The sequence below is a fragment of the Rhodococcus sp. NPDC003322 genome (assembly GCF_053589555.1).
On the sequence record NZ_JBSFSC010000004.1, the window covers coordinates 540,788 to 556,074 of the forward strand.

Genomic DNA, 15,287 nt, shown 5'->3' on the forward strand with positions numbered 1-15,287 from the left:
TTCGGGGACGGGCCGCCGGGCGGCCCGGAATCATGACGGCGATCCTCTTCGAAAGGCGACGACCGTGACCGACCAGCTCGCGTTCTTCAGTTCGACCCCCGACGGCTTCGTTGCGCAACACTTCGCCGTCAGCAGGTGGTCGCCCGACATGGTCAACGGCGCCGCCCTGTGCGGGCTGATCGCGCGTGCCCTCGAAAAGGGCCACGGTGGAGACGGATTCGTGCCGGCCCGGCTCACCGTCGACCTGTTCGCTCCGGCGCGCACCGCGCCGCTGACCACCCGCACGACCGCCGTCCGCGACGGCAACCGGATCCGCGTGGCCGACGCCGAACTGATCCAGGACGGCCGGCCGGTGGTCCGCGCGACGGCGGTGTTCCTGCAGCCGTCGCAGCAGCCGCCGGGCCAGGTGTGGACCCGTGCGCTGCGGCCGTCGCCGCCGCCGGAGCACATCGCGCCGCCCACCGATGAACTGGTCCCGCCGTTCTTCGGCAGCGACGACCACCCCGAGGGCTGGTCGACCGCGATGCTCGAACATCAGGGAGCGAGCCGCAAACGCATGTGGGCCCAGCACCTGCCGGTCGTCGCGGGTGAGCCCCCCTCGCCGTTCGTGCGGGCCGCGATGGCCGGTGAACCAACCAGCCTGATGACCAACTGGGGTACCGAGGGCGTCGGGTACATCAACGTCGACATGACCCTCGTGCTCGCCCGACTGCCCGAGGGTGTCGAGGTGGGGATCGAGGCCGACGACCACATCAGCGCAGATGGTGTCGCGGTCGGCACCACGACCATGTACGACCGTCGCGGTCCGATCGGCACCTGCGTCGTCAGCGCCCTCGCCAACGCACGCCGTCAGGTCGACTTCGGCGGTCAGGGGGAGTTCGTGCTGCCCGAGAACGTCTGACCGTCGACGGCGGCGCCCGGGGTCAGAAACGTCCGCATCAGGTCGACCGGCAGCGGCACGACCACCGTCGACTTGCTGTCGCCGCCGACCTCGCGCAGCGTCTGGAGGTACCGCAACTGCAGCGTCGTCGGGTTCCGGGAGATCACCGCCGCCGCCTCCGCCAGCTTCGCCGACGCCTGGTACTCGGCCTCGGCGTTGATGATCTTCGCGCGCCGCTCCCGCTCGGCCTCCGCCTGCCGGGCGATGGCGCGCTGCATGCGTTCGGGGATCTCGACGTCCTTGATCTCGACGGTGGTCACCTTCACGCCCCACGGCTCGGTCTGCTGGTCGATGACCTTCTGCAGGTCCTCGTTCAGCCTGTCCCGGTCCGCGAGCAGGGTGTCGAGCTCGGCCTTGCCGAGCACCGAACGCAGCGTCGTCTGCGCGATCTGCGTGGTCGCGGCGAGGAAGTTCTCCACCTCGACGACCGCGCGATCGGCGTCCAGGACCCGGAAGTACGCCACCGCGGTGACCTTCGCGGGCACGTTGTCACGGGTGATGACCTCCTGGACCGGGATGTTCAAGGTCACCGTCCGCAGGCCCACCCGGACCATCCTGTCCACCACCGGGATCAGCAACACCAGGCCGGGCCCCTTGACGGCCTGTACCCGGCCGAGCCGGAAGACCACCGCGCGTTCGTACTCGCGCAGGACCCGGATCGCGGTGCCCGGGACGATCAGGGCGAAGATCATGAGGACCAGCAGCACGATCAGCAGCACGGTCATGGGAGTTCCTCCCAGGATTCGCGGCGGCGCACGTTCAGCGTGAGCCCGTGCACCGACTCGACGACGACGGATTCCCCCGCCTCGGGGCGGGGCGTCTGGGGGTAGCCGAACTCGATCTTCGCCATCCAGAGCCCGCCGTCGGCGCGGACCTGACCCGTCGCGCCGTCCCAGTTGCTCACGGTCGCCTCCCGGCCGACCAGCGCCTGGGGGCCGCTGTGAACCGGGGTCCTGCGGGTCGCGACCATCGTCCGTCCCAGTGTCGCGGCGCCGACCAGCCCGATTCCGGTGAGCCCGATCGCGACCGGGACCGCGACGACCTGCGCGACCCCGCCGGCGAGGAAGAGCAACGCGACGCCGCCGCCGATCAGCAGGGCAGACAGTCCCGAGAGCACTCCGGCCGTGGGCGCGTGCGCCTCGACCAGGATCATCACCAGGCCCAGTACCACGGCCACCACGCCGATCGTGGCCATCACGGCTCCCACACTCGCGCACCGGCGGCACAGCACGCCGGGAGGGTGGGCGCCTCGCGTAGCCACTTCGCGCCCGGCCCTCGACTTCCACGGTAATCCCGTCCGCGACGACCGGCCACCACGTGTGCCACCGATCGTCCCCGCCGGCCCGCCGCACGGTCTGATTCGGTTTCCTCGTGTTACGGGCTCGTAAATGTGTCGCAGGTCACGTACCATGAATCAGCTGCCCGTGAACTCAGGCAGCGCGGTCGGGTCGTAGTAGTCAAGTGCTCAGTTCGTTCGTGCTCGCCAGGAGCTCACGATGACAACGCAACCGTCATCAATTCAATCCTCCCCAGGACAATCCCCACGTCGCGGGCAGGTCCGCTGGCGCCGGGCGGCGACTTCCGTCGTCGCCGTCACCGTCGAACCGTGCTTCGTGCCGGGTGCCAGCGTCCGATCGCAGATCCTCGCCCATGCCGTCCGGCTCGGTGTCAAACCAGTCCTCAACGTCTGGGGTCGGTACCCGAGCCCGTTGTGGCCGGCGGGGCTACTCGACCAGTCCGTCCGGTACCTGCAGCCGGTGCGTGGGGTGAGCCGGCATCGTGTCCACCTCGACGAGTGCGACGCCGAATGGTGGCCGCGCCACCACGACGGTGACGGCGGCGGTGTCGCGATCCTCTACCTGCACGGCGGCGGGTTCCTGACCTGCGGACTGAACACCCACCGGGTGCTGTCGCTGCGGATCGCCGCGGCTGCGGGGGCGTCCGTCCTCGCCGTCGGATATCGGATGCTGCCGCGGCATCCGATCGCGGATTCGATCGCCGACTGCGTCTCGGGGTACCGGTGGCTGCTCGAGAAGGGGTATCCACCGGAGCGGATCGTCGTAGCCGGCGACTCGGCCGGCGGGTTCCTGACCTTCGCGACGGCACTGGCACTCCCGGAACTCGGACTTCGGCAACCGGCCGCCCTGGTCGCGCTGTCGCCGCTGACCGACCTCGACCCGTCGACCAAGCTCGCTCGACCCGAGGGCAATGCGTGTCCGCTCATTCCCCGTTCGGTGCTCGTCACCCTCGCGGACATCGCGGGACGCGCCGACGGCGCGACTCCGACCGTCTCGCCCGTCGACGGCGCGCTCGCTGGACTGCCACCGGTCCTCATCCAGGTCGGGTCGACGGAGATGCTGTACCCGGATGCAGAACTGATGGCGCAGCGTCTCGGTGCCGCGGGCGTGCCCGTGACCTTCGAGGTGTGGGACCGGCAGGTGCACGTCTTCCAGGCGGCCGCCGACATCCTGCCCGAAGCGGCCCGTGCGGTGGTCCGCATCGGCGAGTTCGTCCGAGACACCACCCGAGCGCCGGTACGGACCTCCGCGACGGGGTGAGCCGATGGCCGGCGCGCGGCGGCGCGCTGCTCGCCGGAGCCCTGCCTGCCCTCGCGTTTCCCGGCCCGAATCTGGCTCTTCTCGCATGGGTCGCCCTGGTGCCGGCGCTGCTGGTGTTGCGCGGATCCCGCTCCGGTGGGGACGCGGCGGTGCGCGGCTGGTGCGTGGGGGTGGGCCTGGTCGCCGCCACCCAGTACTGGGTGGCGCCCAATCTGGTCTTCTTCTTTCCACTCGGCGTCGCGGCACTCGCGCTGCTGTGGTCCGCCTGGGGCGTGCTCGCGTGGACCCTGCTGCGCGGCGTTCTCACCGCACGCCGTGCCGTGGCGGCGGTGATCGGGGTGCCCGCGGGATGGGTGCTGATCGAGGCGGTCCGGTCCTGGCAGTGGCTGGGCGGGCCGTGGGCGCTGTTCGGTGCGACGCAGTGGCGTCACCCCGCGGTCCTGGGGCTCGCCGCGGTCGGCGGGGTGTGGCTGGTGGGGTTCGCGGTGGTCGCGGTGAACACCGGGATCGTCGTCGCGGTCGCGTCGCCGGGTGTGTCCGGGCGGGCGGTGGGCGGCGCCGCGGTGGTGCTCGCGCTCGCGGCCGGGCCGGCCTGGTACTCCCTCGGACCGGAGCCGGCGACGGCCGGGCGACTGCGGGTCGCGCTGATCCAGGTCGAAACAGGACTGGCCGACAACATGATTCGACAGGAGGAGCTGACCCGCGCCGCCGCACCCGGGGCAGATCTGGTGGTGTGGGGGGAGAGCAGCGTCGACGTCGACCCGGGGGAGCGGCCCGAGGTGCTCGCCCGGCTGACCGCACTGTCCCGCGAGGTGGGCGCCGACCTGCTCGTCAACGTCGACGCCCACGTCGTCGGCACCGACGCGATCGCCAAGACCGCCACCCTGATCGACGGCACCGGGGTGGTCGCGACCTACCGCAAGACGCGTCTCGTGCCGTTCGGTGAGTACATCCCGTTCCGGGATCGGCTCGGCTGGCTGAGCCGCATCACCGCCGCGGCTGCGCAGAACCGGGTGCCGGGCCACGAGCTGGTGGTCATGGACACCGGCGGGACACGGATCGGGCCGCTCATCTCGTTCGAGCTGACCTTCCCGGACCTGGCGCGACAGCAGGCGAAGGGCGGTGCGGCGCTTCTCGTCTACCAGACCTCGACGTCCACGTTCCAGGGCAGTTCGGGTCCGGCGCAGTTGACGAGCGTCGGGGCGGTTCGCGCCGCGGAGACCGGCCGCCCCGTCGCGGTCGCGGCGCTGACCGGGGTGTCGGCGGCGTTCGACGCGCGCGGGCGGATCCTCGCCTGGCTGCCCGCTGCGGGCGCCGGGTCGCTGGTCGTGGACCTCGAGCCGTCCTCGGGGCGGACGCCGTACGTACGTTTCGGCGACTGGCTGCCCGCGGTGTGCGCGGTGGCCGTGATCGCGATCGCCGGCGGGACGGTGGTGCGGCGGGTCCGGCGCAGTCGCGGGTGAAGGTCGCCTGCGCCGCGACGCTGCAACTCGTCGGGGCGTGGTCGAGACGTTCTCCGCTCAGCGTCCCTCGCCGGCGCGGATGCGGACCGCGGTGAGGGTCAGGTCCAGGTAGCTGCGGGCGGCGGCGGTCGCGGCGGCCGGGTCGCGGGCCTCGACGGCGGCGACCGCGGCCCGGTGGTCGGCGGTGGACAGGTCGTGACCGTGCACGCCCTCGGTGTACGAGTAGGTGGCGCGCATCGGTTCCAGAAGCGCGCCGATCAGGTCCACCAGCACCGGGTTGTGCGCCGCCGCGACGATCGCGAGGTGGAAGTCGAGGTCGTGGGAGGCGAACACGGCCTCGTCGCCGTCGGCGGCGTCCCTCCCGTCGAGTGCGGTGCGCAGCCGTGTGAGGTCGTCCTCGGTGCGGCGTTCGCACGCCAGCGTGATGGCCTCGAGTTCGAGTGCGCGTCGCACCTCGTGCACGTGCAGCAACTCGGTGACGTCGACGACGCGGCCGAGCAGTCCGCCGATGTCGGTGCGGGCCCGCACGAAGGTTCCGGATCCGCGACGGATCTCGAGAATCCCGGTGGATGTGAGCGTCTTGATCGCCTCACGCACGGTGTTGCGGCCGACGCCGAGCGTGGCCATCAGTTCGGGCTCGGTCGGTATCCGGGCTCCGACGACCCACTCGCCACCTTCGATCCGTTCTCGGAGCCAGGCGAGTGACTGCTGGTAGGCGGTTCCCCGCTGCACTACTGACACGCGACCATCCTGTCACGCGGCTCATCGGATATCCTACGTCGGACGTCCTACCTATTGTCCCGAGGTGATTCCCACGTCCTCCGATGTGCTGTCCGACGCCGCCGCCTCCACCGGCCCCGCTGCCTCCACCGGCCGCGCTGCCTCCACCGGACCCGCTGGCGCCGCACCGCCGGTCCGCTGGCGAGGAAGGCACTTCCATGGGGTGTTCTACGTCCTGGTGATCGTGGTGATCGGCGCCAACATGCCCAGCGCCCTCTACGGCCTCTACCGCACCGAGTTCGGTTTCAGTGCGGCCGTGCAGACCGCGATCTTCGCGGTCTACGTCGCCGGACTGATCCCCGCGCTGTTGCTGTTCGGACCGTTGTCGGATGCGCTGGGACGCCGCGCCGTCCTCACCGTCGCGGTCGGCGCGGGGGTGGTCGGAGCGGCCACCCTGGCGTTCGCGGACAACACCGCGTGGCTGTTTCTCGGCCGTATCGCGCAGGGTGTCGCGGTCGGGACGGTGTCCGCGGCGGGGACGGCCGCCCTCGTCGAGCACGAACCCGACGGCAACCACAGCCGCGCAGCCCTCGCGTCCTCGCTGGGCGGTGCACTCGGTGCCGCGCTCGGCCCCCTGATCGGGGGTGTCGTCGCGCAGTACCTCCCCGATCCACTGCGCACTCCTTACGTGCTGTTCCTGGTCGGCCTGGTGCCCGCGGTGATCGCCCTCTGCCTGCTGCCCCGCGGTGACCGCGACCGCGGTGCCCGGCTCCTGCGCCTGCCCGCGGTGCCGATCACCATCCGGCGCACGTTCTGGATCTCGACGATCGCGGTCGCGTTGGCATGGGGTGCGGTCGGACTGTTCCAGTCGGTCGTCCCGTCCTGGATGTCCGGACTCCTCGGTGTGCAGAACCTCGTCGTCGGAGCGTTCGCAGCGTCCCTGGTGACGCTGGTCTCCGTCGCCACCCAGGCAGTGTCCGGGCGGCTGGCCGGGCGCCGGGCGGAACGGCTCGGGCTGGTGACGCTCGCCGTCGGCATGGTCGGGCTGCTGGTCGTCGACCTCACACCGTCCTTGGCGTTGCTGTTCGCGGTGACCGCGGTCGTCGGCGTCGGACACGGCCTGGCGTTCGCCGGTGGTCTGCGCAGCGTCAACGCCGCGGCCCTCGAACACGCCCCGGGCTCGCAGGGCGCTGTGATCGGTGCCTTCTTCGCGGTCAGCTACGTGGGGTTGGCCGTCCCCGCCATCTGCGCAGGCGTCGCGATCACGGCGTGGGGAATGCGCACCGCGGTGATCGGCCTCGCGGTGATCGGCGTGGTGCTGTGCGCGGGCACACTCGTCGCAGGCGGTCGAAGCGGCGGGCGTGCCGCGCGGGACCGAACCGGCGACCGGTAGCGGCCGGCCGCACACCGGATGCTGCCGCTGTCTCGGCGTGCCGGCCGGCCGTGCGGCGGCGTCACTCCCAGCGCCGCACCCGCCGGTACCGCGGATTCCAGCGGTACCGGTAGACCAGCCGCAGGGGAGGCGGGAGCACGCCGACCACGATGCGGACCCGGTGCTCCGGAGCACCCTCCGTCAGGTACGGCGCGGCGTCGGCGAGTTCCCGGTACGTCAGGTCGTGGATGGCGTGCTTCGAGACGGCACGAAATTCCTCGGCGGTGACCGTCTCCCGGATCAACGGCACCGCCTCGCGCTCCTCGTGGACGAGATGCGAGTGCAGGATGGAGACCAGGTCGTCGACCCGGTCGGCCAGCCGGTCGTGACCGTGGTCGGGATCGGCGAATGCCGACTCCACGGCGGCGAGCGCCGGATCGACGAGCGCATGCTCGGCCTCCATCGCGTCGAGCACCGCGACGTCTTCGGGGCGTTCTGTGAGCTTGCGCCGCATCAGCGGCCAGATGTAGGTGTCCTCGACGGTGTGGTGGTGGTGCAACTCGCGGGCGAAGCCGTGCCATCCGGTGAGCAGGGCGTCGTGAGCGCTGGGATCCTCGGGATCCCCCCGCTGTGCGGCCCGCGCCAGGCGCGCGGCGTCGCGGCGGAACGCATCGTGCAGGATTCCCATGATCTCGATGTCGGCGTCGGACATCCTCGTGGACTTGGTGGTCGTCATGGCGTTACCTCGGCTCGTCGAACTCTCCCCGGTTCGAGTGTCGAACGGCCGCACGGGGTTCCAATCCCACATTCGAGGGGGGAGGATCGGATCATGACCTCAGCGTCGCGAGCCGGCGCCCGGTTGCAGGCCGCGATCCACGATGCGGCGTCGACCGCCACGGACGCTGTCGACTTCCGCGGTGCGGCCCTCGAAGCAATCCTCGCGGTCGTCCCGTCCGACTGCTCCGTCCTTGCCCCGGTCGACCCGGCGATCGTCGTCCCGACCGCGGCGACCACGATCGGCTTCACCGACCAGACCCGTGCCTGCGAACTCGCCTTTGCACTGGAGTACGACACCACTCCGCCGGAGAACAGTTACGTGTCGTTGCTGCGCGGGCGGCGGGGGATCAGGACGATCGGGGAGGCGACCGGCGGCCGTGTCCGCGAGAGCCGGACCTATCGAGAGCTCCTCCAGCCGCTCGGATTGCGAGACCACATCCGCATGGTCTTCCGCGGGCGGGACGGGTTGTGTTGGGGGGTCGGCGATCTGATCCGCGGGCGGGGTTCGGGCTTCACGGGCGACGAGGTCGACGTGCTCGCGGGCGTGCTGCGCGATGTCGGTGACGGCATGCGCGCGACCCTGCTGCGGCAGGCCCCGCATGTGTGTGCCGCGGTCGACGGTGGACCGGCGATGGTGCTCGTGGGAGCGGACAACGAGTTCGAACTGGTGACCCCGGCGGCGCGGGACTTCTTCGCACGCCTCGACTGGGGTCCGCCCGACGGACTCGACCGGATGGCGCCCGTCGTGGTGGCCGCGATCAGGCAGCGCACGTTGCACTCGGACTCCATCACGCTGCGCACCCGCACCATCGACGGCGAGTGGGTCGTGATCCGGGTCGGGCGACTCGATCGGTGTGCGAGCGGCCGCGTCGTGTTGACGTTCGAACGTGCCCAGTTGCCGGAGATCGTCTCGCTGGTGGTGGCCGCGTACGGCCTGACCACTCGGGAGGCGGAGGTGCTCGCGCAGGTGTTCGCGGGCCGGACGCGGGACCAGATCGGGCGGCGGCTGCACATCAGCCCGTACACCGTGCAGGACCACCTCAAGAGCATCTTCGCGAAGACCGGGGTGAACAGTTGTCTGAGCCTGGTCGCGCGGCTGGTGTACACCGAGTACCGGCCGCGGCTGGGCGCTCCGGTGGGCCCGGACGGCTGGTTCGTGGCGGAGAACGATCGGCGCCGGGACGGCTCGCCGGTGGTGACGTAGCTCTCGCTGATCCCGAAGTGCCGGGCCGCGGCTTTGCCGGGTGCACGCGGCGTCGACGGTGGGCGAAAACCGGTAGCGCCTATCCTGGATAATCGACTGCACACACTTCCTCTTGTGAAGGGACCCTCATGCCTGCCCGCACCGAGCTCGCCCGCGTCGACCTGCGCGGACGAACCCCGTCCGTCGCCGAACTCCGGTCGGCCCTGCCCCGCGGCGGAACGGACGTGGACGCGGTGCTGCATCAGGTGCGTCCCGTGGTCGAGGCCGTCCGCGATCGTGGTGCCGAGGCCGCGCTCGAATTCGGGGAGAAGTTCGACGGGATCCGCCCCGCGCAGGTCCGGGTGCCGCGCGCCGAGCTGACTCGCGCACTCGCGGAACTGGACGCCGACGTGCGGGCCGCGCTCGAGGTCGCGATCGAACGCACCCGTAAGGTGCACGCCGACCAGCGCCGCACCGACACCACCACCGAGGTCGTGCCCGGCGGCACCGTCACCGAACGCTGGGTGCCGGTCGAGCGGGTCGGTCTGTACGTGCCCGGCGGCAACGCGGTCTACCCGTCGTCGGTCGTGATGAACGTCGTCCCCGCGCAGGCCGCCGGCGTCGAGTCGCTCGTCGTGGCCTCGCCGCCGCAGGCCGCGTTCGGCGGGCTGCCGCACCCGACCATCCTCGCCGCCGCCGAGCTGCTCGGCGTGGAAGAGGTGTGGGCCGTGGGCGGCGCGCAGGCGGTCGCCCTGCTCACCTACGGCGGCACCGACACGGATGCGAGCGAACTCGCCCCCGTCGACCTGATCACCGGCCCCGGCAACATCTTCGTCACCGCCGCCAAGCGGCTCTGCCGCGGCCTCGTCGGCATCGACGCCGAGGCGGGCCCGACGGAGATCGCGATCCTCGCCGACGGCACCGCCGATCCGGTGCACGTGGCCGCCGACCTGATCAGTCAGGCCGAGCACGACGTGATGGCCGCGTCCGTCCTGGTCACCACCTCGACCGAGCTGGCCGACGCCGTCGACGACGCACTGACCGCGCAGCTGGAGCTGACCAAGCACCGCGAGCGGGTCGTGACCGCGCTGGCGGGCAGCCAGTCCGGGATCGTGCTGGTCGACTCCATCGACGATGGGCTGCGGGTGGTCAACGCGTACGCCGCCGAGCACCTCGAGATCCAGACCGAGGACGCCACCGCCGTCGCCGCCCGGGTCCGCAGCGCCGGCGCGATCTTCGTCGGACCGTGGGCACCGGTCAGCCTCGGCGACTACTGCGCCGGCTCGAACCACGTGCTCCCGACCGCCGGCTGCGCGCGCCACTCGTCCGGTCTGAGCGTGCAGACCTTCCTGCGCGGCATCCACGTCGTCGACTACTCGGAGTCGGCCCTCAAGGACGTGGCGCAGCACGTGATCAACCTCGCCAACGCCGAGGACCTGCCCGCCCACGGCGAGGCCGTGCGGCTGCGATTCGAGTCGCTCCGGTGAGCGCCGTGCCCGGCGCGGCGGTGAGGGTCGACGACCTGCCGCTGCGGGAGAACCTGCGCGGCAAGTCGGCCTACGGCGCCCCGCAGCTGACCGTGCCAGTGCAGCTCAACACCAACGAGAACCCGCACCCGCCGACGCAGGCACTCGTCGACGACGTCGCCGAGTCGGTCCGTGAGGCGGCCCGGGAGCTGCACCGCTACCCGGACCGCGACGCGGTCGCGCTTCGGACCGACCTGGCCGCCTACCTGACGCGCCAGACCGGGGTTCCGGTCACCGTCGACAACGTGTGGGCGGCCAACGGATCCAACGAGATCCTGCAGCAACTGCTGCAGGCGTTCGCCGGACCGGGCCGCAGCGCAATGGGTTTCGTCCCGTCGTACTCGATGCACCCGATCATCGCCGACGGCACCGACACAACGTGGCTGCCGGTGATGCGCGGCGCCGACTTCGCCCTCGACGTCGAAGCGGCCGTCGCCGCGATCGCCGAGCAGCGGCCCGACGTCGTGTTCGTCACCAGCCCCAACAACCCGACCGGGCACAGCATCCCGATCGAGTCGCTGCGCCTGCTGCTCGACGCCGCACCGGGCATCGTGATCGTCGACGAGGCGTACGCCGAGTTCTCCGAGGAGCCGAGCGCGCTGACCCTGATCGACGACTACCCGACCAAGCTCGTCGTCTCGCGGACCATGAGCAAGGCGTTCGCGTTCGCCGGCGGCCGGCTCGGATACCTCGCCGCGGCACCGGCGTTCGTCGATGCGCTGCTGCTGGTGCGGCTGCCGTACCACCTGTCGGTGGTCACGCAGGCCGCCGCCCGGGCCGCACTGCGGCACGCCGACGAGACGCTCGGCAGCGTGCACGCCCTCGCCGCCGAGCGGGTGCGGGTGTCGAAGGCGCTGGCGGACACCGGGTTCCATGTCATCCCGTCGGACGCCAACTTCATCCTGTTCGGTGAGTTCGCCGACAGTGCCCGCGCCTGGCAGGCGTACCTGGACCGCGGGGTGCTGATCCGCGACGTCGGCATCCCCGGATACCTGCGCACCACCGTCGGACTCGCCTCCGAGAACGACGCCTTCATCGCCGCCAGCGACGAGATCGCCGCCACCGAACTCAACCGGGGAGAGAATCGATGACCGACCGCATCGCCAAGATCGAGCGGACCACCAAGGAGTCCTCGATCTCCGTCGAACTGAACCTCGACGGCACCGGCATCGTCGACATCTCCACGGGAGTGCCGTTCTTCGACCACATGCTCACCGCCCTCGGCGCGCACGCCAGCTTCGACCTGACGGTCAAGGCGGAGGGCGACATCGAGATCGAGGCCCACCACACGGTCGAGGACACCTCGATCGTGCTGGGTCAGGCCCTCGGACAGGCGCTCGGCGACAAGAGGGGCATCCGCCGCTTCGGTGACGCGTTCATCCCGATGGACGAGTCCCTCGTGCACGCCTCCGTGGACGTCTCCGGACGGCCCTACTGTGTGCACACCGGCGAGCCGGAACACATGCTGCACACGGTGATCGGCGGGTACCCGGGTGTCCCGTACGCGACGGTGATCAACCGGCACGTCTTCGAGTCGATCGCGTCGAACGCGCGGATCGCGCTGCACGTGCGGGTGCTCTACGGCCGCGACCAGCACCACATCACCGAGGGCGAGTTCAAGGCCGTCGCCCGTGCACTGCGTGAGGCCGTCGAACCCGACCCGCGGGTGACCGGGGTGCCGTCCACCAAGGGCGCGCTGTAGGCCGGGGGATCATGAGCACAATCCTGATCTACGCCCTGTTCCTGATCGCGGGTTTCGCGATCGGCGGCGCGTACTCGATGTGGAAGAACGACAACAAGCTCGGTGCCGGGGTGCTGGTGGCACTCGCGATCCTCGCGGCGGCCGGCGGCATCCTCCGGTTGATCTAGGACCGAAAACGACTCTGTGACATCACTGCTCCGCACTCGGACGCCTTCATTGCTCCGCAATCGCGGGGTGCCGGTGGCCATGCTGATGGGCTTCACGGCATTCGGCGGGTGGTCTCTTCTGCTGCCCGTCGTCCCGCTGGCGATCTCCCGGTCCGGGGGATCCGACGCCCTCGCCGGCGCCAGTACCGCGATCTTCATGGCGGCGACGGTCCTCACCCAGCTCGGCACCCCGCGCCTGCTGCACGCCCGCGGCTACCGTCAGGTGCTGGCGCTGGGCAGCCTGCTGCTCGGGGTGCCGGCGCTGGCGCTGCTGTGGTCCACCGCCGCGGTTCCCGCCCTGACCACCTCCGCGATCCGGGGAATCGGTTTCGGCCTGGTCAGCGTGGCGGGCAGTGCCCTGGTCGCCGAGTTGGTGCCACGCGCCCAGCTCGGTCGGGCGACCGGCGCCCAGGGCATCGCGATCGCGGTCGGGCAGATGATCGCGCTCCCCGTCGGCCTCGCACTGTTCGACCGTGGGCACGCGAACCTGGTGTTCGTTCTCGGCGCCCTGGTGCCCTCGCTCGCGGTGCTCGCCGTGGCGGCGCTGCCGTCCGTCCGGCCCACCCGCTCGGACGGGCAGGGGAGCAGGCCGCCGCTGTCGATGCTGCTCGTGCCGTGTCTGGCGATGCTGGTCGTCGCGTCGATGTACGGCGGGGTGTCGAGCCTGCTGCCGATCGCGATCACCGACCGGGCCGCCGTCGCGGGAGTGGCGCTGTCGGTGGTCAGCGGCGCGATGCTGATCGGACGGTACGGCGCCGGGATCCTGGTGGACCGGATCGGGGTCGGGCGGATCATGGTGCCCGCGTTGGCCTGCGCCGCCCTCGGTGGCGTGCTGTACGTCGGTGGGGTCCACGGTGACGGCTCCGTCGCGCTGCTGCTCGCCGGCTCGGCCGCGTTCGGGCTCGGCTTCGGCGCGGTGCAGAACGACGCCCTGGTGTCGCTGTTCACCGCGGCCGGACCGGGCCGGGTCGGTGCGGCGAGCGCGGCCTGGAACATCAGCTACGACTCCGGCACCGGAGTCGGCGCGCTGGCGCTCGGCGTGGTGGCTGGGATCGCCGGGTACCCCGCGGTGTTCGTGGTCGCTGCCGTTGCGGTCGCGGCGGTGATCCCGGTCGCGCTGCTGCGGGGTGCCCCGGCGGATCCGTCGCCGGGCGGACCGGGAATTCGGGAGGCGACCGTCCGGGCCGATAGAGTTGCGTCATGACCTCCGTCGCCCTCCTCGATTACGGCTCCGGGAACCTGCACTCGGCGCAGCGGGCCCTCGCGCGCGTCGGCGCCGACGTGACCGTCACCTCCGACCCCGAGGTCGCGCTCGCCGCCGACGGCCTCGTCGTGCCCGGCGTCGGTGCGTTCGCCGCGTGCATGGAGGGCCTCAAGCAGGTCCGCGGCGAACGGATCATCGGCAAGCGGCTCGCCGGCGGCCGACCCGTCCTGGGGATCTGCGTCGGCATGCAGATCATGTTCGAGCGCGGCGTCGAGCACGGCGTCGAGGCGGACGGTTGCGGCGAGTGGCCCGGCACCGTCGAACTGCTCCAGGCCGACGTGCTTCCGCACATGGGGTGGAACACCCTGCAGGCCCCCGCCGACAGCGTCCTGTTCGCCGGCATCGACGCCGACACCCGCTTCTACTTCGTGCACTCGTACGGTGTCCAGAAGTGGGAGCTGGCCGACGACACCCTGATCGCGCCAGCGAAACTGACCTGGGCCGAGCACGGCGGCCCGTTCCTCGCCGCCGTCGAGAACGGCCCCCTCTCGGCCACCCAGTTCCATCCCGAGAAGTCGGGTGACGCCGGCGCCGCGCTCCTCGAGAACTGGGTTCGCAGCCTGTGAGCGGGCAGCGCGGGAACCTGTCGTTCGGCAAGCTCGCGCTGTTCTCCATGGGTGCGGCCGCGGCGGTCCTGGTCCTGGTGACCGTCGTGCTCGCGGTGCTCAAACCCGGTCCGGTGGTCGGCCTGGTCATCGGCCTGGCCGGCGTGGCCGGAGCGATCGCGGCAATGGGCGTGGTGTCCACCCGGATGACGCGCCGCGCGTTCGACGACGACGCCGAGCAGTGACAACCCACCCGGGGCACGGTCCGCGTGTGTGACGCAGTAGGGTCGACGCACGTGAGCCTGGTCCTTTTGCCTGCGGTAGATGTCGTCGACGGTCAAGCTGTTCGCCTCGTTCAGGGGGAGGCCGGCAGCGAAACCAATTACGGTTCCCCCCGTGACGCCGCCCTCGCGTGGCAGAACGCCGGTGCCGAATGGGTGCACCTGGTGGACCTGGACGCCGCGTTCGGGCGTGGATCGAACCGCGACATGCTCGCCGGTGTCATCGGCGAACTGGACGTGAAGGTCGAGCTGTCCGGCGGCATCCGCGACGACGCCTCCCTCGAGGCCGCGCTGGCCACCGGCTGCGCCCGCGTCAACCTCGGCACCGCGGCCATCGAGAACCCCGAGTGGTGCGCGAGCGCCATCGCCCGCTTCGGCGACAAGATCGCCGTCGGTCTCGACGTCCGGAACGTCGACGGCCGGTACCAGCTGCGCGGTCGCGGCTGGGTCACCGAGGGCGGCGACCTGTTCGAGACCCTCGCCCGCCTCGACCGCGACGGCTGCGCCCGCTACGTCGTCACCGACGTCTCCAAGGACGGCACCCTCACCGGCCCGAACCTCGACCTGCTGCGCGAGGTGTGCGCCGCCACCGACGCCCCCGTCGTCGCGTCCGGCGGCATCTCCGCGCTGGACGACGTCGTCGCGATCGCCGGCCTGACCGAGCTCGGTGTCGAGGGTGCGATCATCGGAAAGGCGCTGTACGCAGGCCGATTCACGCTGCCCGAGGCTCTCGCCGCGGTATCCGGATAG

General features: G+C 71.3%; 17 protein-coding genes. 13 read left to right on the top strand and 4 right to left on the bottom strand.

What is annotated here, in order from left to right:
- Positions 1-64: 64 nt before the first annotated feature.
- Positions 65-901 carry a thioesterase family protein gene (locus ACWDUM_RS18830; RefSeq protein WP_450135097.1) on the top strand — a complete coding sequence of 279 codons (837 nt, stop codon included), beginning with the start codon at positions 65-67 and terminating at the stop codon, positions 899-901.
- Here ACWDUM_RS18830 and ACWDUM_RS18835 read toward each other — a convergent pair.
- Together ACWDUM_RS18835 and ACWDUM_RS18840 are read right to left on the bottom strand one after the other, a co-directional pair.
- Positions 868-1,665: a slipin family protein gene (locus ACWDUM_RS18835; RefSeq protein ID WP_450135098.1), complete on the bottom strand. Its 798-nt coding sequence runs from the start codon at positions 1,663-1,665 to the stop codon at positions 868-870. The genes ACWDUM_RS18830 and ACWDUM_RS18835 overlap by 34 nt on opposite strands.
- Positions 1,662-2,135, bottom strand: coding sequence for an NfeD family protein (locus tag ACWDUM_RS18840; RefSeq protein WP_450135099.1), 474 nt, complete (start codon positions 2,133-2,135; stop codon positions 1,662-1,664). Before ACWDUM_RS18840 ends, ACWDUM_RS18835 begins: the two co-directional genes overlap by 4 nt.
- A 418-nt stretch (positions 2,136-2,553) precedes the next feature.
- Between ACWDUM_RS18840 and ACWDUM_RS18845 the strand changes: the two genes are divergently transcribed.
- Both ACWDUM_RS18845 and lnt read left to right on the top strand, forming a co-directional pair.
- Entirely contained in the window at positions 2,554-3,498 is a 945-nt protein-coding gene (locus ACWDUM_RS18845; protein ID WP_450135100.1) for an alpha/beta hydrolase, read from the top strand.
- Positions 3,495-4,961, top strand: a complete 1,467-nt coding sequence (lnt, locus tag ACWDUM_RS18850) for an apolipoprotein N-acyltransferase (protein WP_450135101.1) — start codon at positions 3,495-3,497, stop codon at positions 4,959-4,961. Before ACWDUM_RS18845 ends, lnt begins: the two co-directional genes overlap by 4 nt.
- Positions 4,962-5,018: 57 nt before the next feature.
- On the opposite strand, the gene ACWDUM_RS18855 is transcribed toward lnt, so the two are convergent.
- Positions 5,019-5,702 carry a FadR/GntR family transcriptional regulator gene (locus tag ACWDUM_RS18855; protein ID WP_450135102.1) on the bottom strand — a complete coding sequence of 228 codons (684 nt, stop codon included), beginning with the start codon at positions 5,700-5,702 and terminating at the stop codon, positions 5,019-5,021.
- Positions 5,703-5,766: 64 nt separating this feature from the next.
- Here ACWDUM_RS18855 and ACWDUM_RS18860 point away from each other — a divergent pair, with 64 nt between their 5' ends.
- Positions 5,767-7,074 (top strand): MFS transporter, encoded by a 1,308-nt coding sequence (locus tag ACWDUM_RS18860; protein ID WP_450135103.1) that lies wholly within the window; start codon positions 5,767-5,769, stop codon positions 7,072-7,074.
- Between the two features lie 61 nt (positions 7,075-7,135).
- Here ACWDUM_RS18860 and ACWDUM_RS18865 read toward each other — a convergent pair whose 3' ends face one another.
- Positions 7,136-7,789 carry a hemerythrin domain-containing protein gene (locus ACWDUM_RS18865; protein WP_450135104.1) on the bottom strand — a complete coding sequence of 218 codons (654 nt, stop codon included), beginning with the start codon at positions 7,787-7,789 and terminating at the stop codon, positions 7,136-7,138.
- A gap of 93 nt (positions 7,790-7,882) precedes the next feature.
- Between ACWDUM_RS18865 and ACWDUM_RS18870 the strand changes: the two genes are divergently transcribed.
- The 9 genes from ACWDUM_RS18870 (at position 7,883) to priA (ending at position 15,287) form a co-directional block, all read left to right on the top strand.
- Entirely contained in the window at positions 7,883-9,034 is a 1,152-nt protein-coding gene (locus ACWDUM_RS18870) for a helix-turn-helix transcriptional regulator (RefSeq protein WP_450135105.1), read from the top strand.
- Between the two features lie 128 nt (positions 9,035-9,162).
- Positions 9,163-10,500 (top strand): histidinol dehydrogenase, encoded by a 1,338-nt coding sequence (gene hisD, locus ACWDUM_RS18875; RefSeq protein ID WP_450135106.1) that lies wholly within the window; start codon positions 9,163-9,165, stop codon positions 10,498-10,500.
- Positions 10,497-11,630, top strand: a complete 1,134-nt coding sequence (locus tag ACWDUM_RS18880) for a histidinol-phosphate transaminase (RefSeq protein WP_450135107.1) — start codon at positions 10,497-10,499, stop codon at positions 11,628-11,630. Before hisD ends, ACWDUM_RS18880 begins: the two co-directional genes overlap by 4 nt.
- Positions 11,627-12,241, top strand: coding sequence for an imidazoleglycerol-phosphate dehydratase HisB (hisB, locus tag ACWDUM_RS18885; protein ID WP_450114808.1), 615 nt, complete (start codon positions 11,627-11,629; stop codon positions 12,239-12,241). The genes ACWDUM_RS18880 and hisB overlap by 4 nt, the downstream gene beginning before the upstream one ends.
- Before the next feature lie 11 nt (positions 12,242-12,252).
- Positions 12,253-12,408, top strand: a complete 156-nt coding sequence (locus ACWDUM_RS18890) for a hypothetical protein (RefSeq protein WP_450114809.1) — start codon at positions 12,253-12,255, stop codon at positions 12,406-12,408.
- Positions 12,409-12,487: 79 nt separating this feature from the next.
- A complete protein-coding gene (locus ACWDUM_RS18895) occupies positions 12,488-13,651 on the top strand; it encodes an MFS transporter (RefSeq protein ID WP_450135216.1) in 1,164 nt (387 codons plus the stop codon).
- The gene (gene hisH / locus ACWDUM_RS18900; RefSeq protein ID WP_450135108.1) at positions 13,648-14,277 is read left to right on the top strand and encodes an imidazole glycerol phosphate synthase subunit HisH; all 630 of its coding nucleotides are present in this window, start codon (positions 13,648-13,650) and stop codon (positions 14,275-14,277) included. The genes ACWDUM_RS18895 and hisH overlap by 4 nt, the downstream gene beginning before the upstream one ends.
- Positions 14,274-14,501 carry a hypothetical protein gene (locus ACWDUM_RS18905; protein ID WP_450135225.1) on the top strand — a complete coding sequence of 76 codons (228 nt, stop codon included), beginning with the start codon at positions 14,274-14,276 and terminating at the stop codon, positions 14,499-14,501. The genes hisH and ACWDUM_RS18905 overlap by 4 nt, the downstream gene beginning before the upstream one ends.
- Before the next feature lie 51 nt (positions 14,502-14,552).
- Positions 14,553-15,287: a bifunctional 1-(5-phosphoribosyl)-5-((5-phosphoribosylamino)methylideneamino)imidazole-4-carboxamide isomerase/phosphoribosylanthranilate isomerase PriA gene (gene priA / locus ACWDUM_RS18910; protein WP_450135109.1), complete on the top strand. Its 735-nt coding sequence runs from the start codon at positions 14,553-14,555 to the stop codon at positions 15,285-15,287.